The sequence below is a fragment of the Actinomycetospora sp. genome, assembly GCF_055612215.1.
The window spans coordinates 1-1202 of sequence record NZ_JBVPVA010000329.1 but is presented as its reverse complement, the minus strand read 5'-3'; the positions used below and the strand labels follow the sequence as shown (position 1 = coordinate 1202).

Here is a 1202-nt window from a genome sequence, read left to right as displayed (position 1 = left end):
CTGCCTCCTGTGCCCCTGATCAGCGCGCCCGCTCGGCCAGCGCCGCGAGGACGCGCACCGCGAACGCGTGCGGGAAGCGCAGGTCCAGGGCGGTGCAGGGAAGGACGAGCCACCCGGCACTCGCGAGCTCGGCGAAGCGCGCCTGGTCGTGCATCCACTGCTCGCGGTCCGTGCGGTGGTGATCGCCCTGGTACTCGGCGGCCACCTTCGCCTCCTCCCAGCCCAGGTCCACGTGCGCGACGAACCAGCCGCGGGCGTCGCGCACCTCGAGCTGCGGGACCGCCGCCGGGACCCCCTCCGCGAGGAGTCCCAGCCGCATCCGGGTCTCGGGCGGCGAGGCCGACCGGGGGTCCGCGCGGACCACGGCGTCCGCGACACGGCGCGATCCCCGACTCCTGGGGTGCAGCTGCGCCAGGGCCAGCAGCTCCACGGGGTCGAAGGTGCCGGCACGGGCGAGCGCGTCGAGCGCCACGACGCCCCCGTCGCCGTCGAGCCGCCGGACCAGGTCCCAGGCGGTGCGGAGGGTGCTCGTCACGAGGAGGTCCCCGGCCGCGACCACCTCGTCGGGAGCGAGCACGTCCTGGTGGATGCGCAGGCCGGGACGCGGGCGCACCCGGCGTCGCCCGACGATCAGGTCGACCGGTGCCGTCCTCGGCCCGCAGCTCGCGCCGTGGAGCTCCGCCGCCGCGTAGCCCCCGATGACGGCAGGTGCTCCCTTCACGTAAAGGGCCGCCTCCCTCGCGCGCCCCGCGAGGTCGGACGGCTCGGCGACCTGGCCGACGGACGCGTGGACGTCCGGGAAGAGGCGCTGGGTGTTCGGGCCGGCGACGCGCCCTCGGCTGGTCCGTCCGGCCGCGATCGCCTCGCTCGCCCGGAACGGCCCCCGGATGTCCTCCACGTCTCTGAGAGGGCCCGCGGCGGCGCCCGGTTCCATCCCTCGACGAGGGGCACTCCACGCATCCCGTAGGGCGCTCCGACCTGCCTGGGGTGCCCCTGATCTTGGTGGGGTGGACCCGAGGCCGCTCGCAGCACCACGACGGGCACACCAGGCAGCACAGCACGCGGCGGATTCAAGGGTCTGTCGCAACACCCTGTCTGGGAGCGGGTGTGTGATGGCGGGTGCGGTGTCGCGGTCGCGGGTGCGGGAGTTCTGGCGGGCTCGGTTGCGGGGTCTGGATCATGGGCAGGCGTGTGCCCGGGTC

At 75.3% G+C, this 1202-nt stretch carries 1 protein-coding gene; it reads right to left on the bottom strand.

Going from position 1 to position 1202, the window contains the following annotated elements:
- Window positions 1–19 precede the first annotated feature (19 nt).
- Window positions 20–898, bottom strand: coding sequence for a hypothetical protein (locus tag AC0CYZ_RS09475; RefSeq protein WP_472214596.1), 879 nt, complete (start codon window positions 896–898; stop codon window positions 20–22).
- Window positions 899–1202 lie beyond the last annotated feature (304 nt).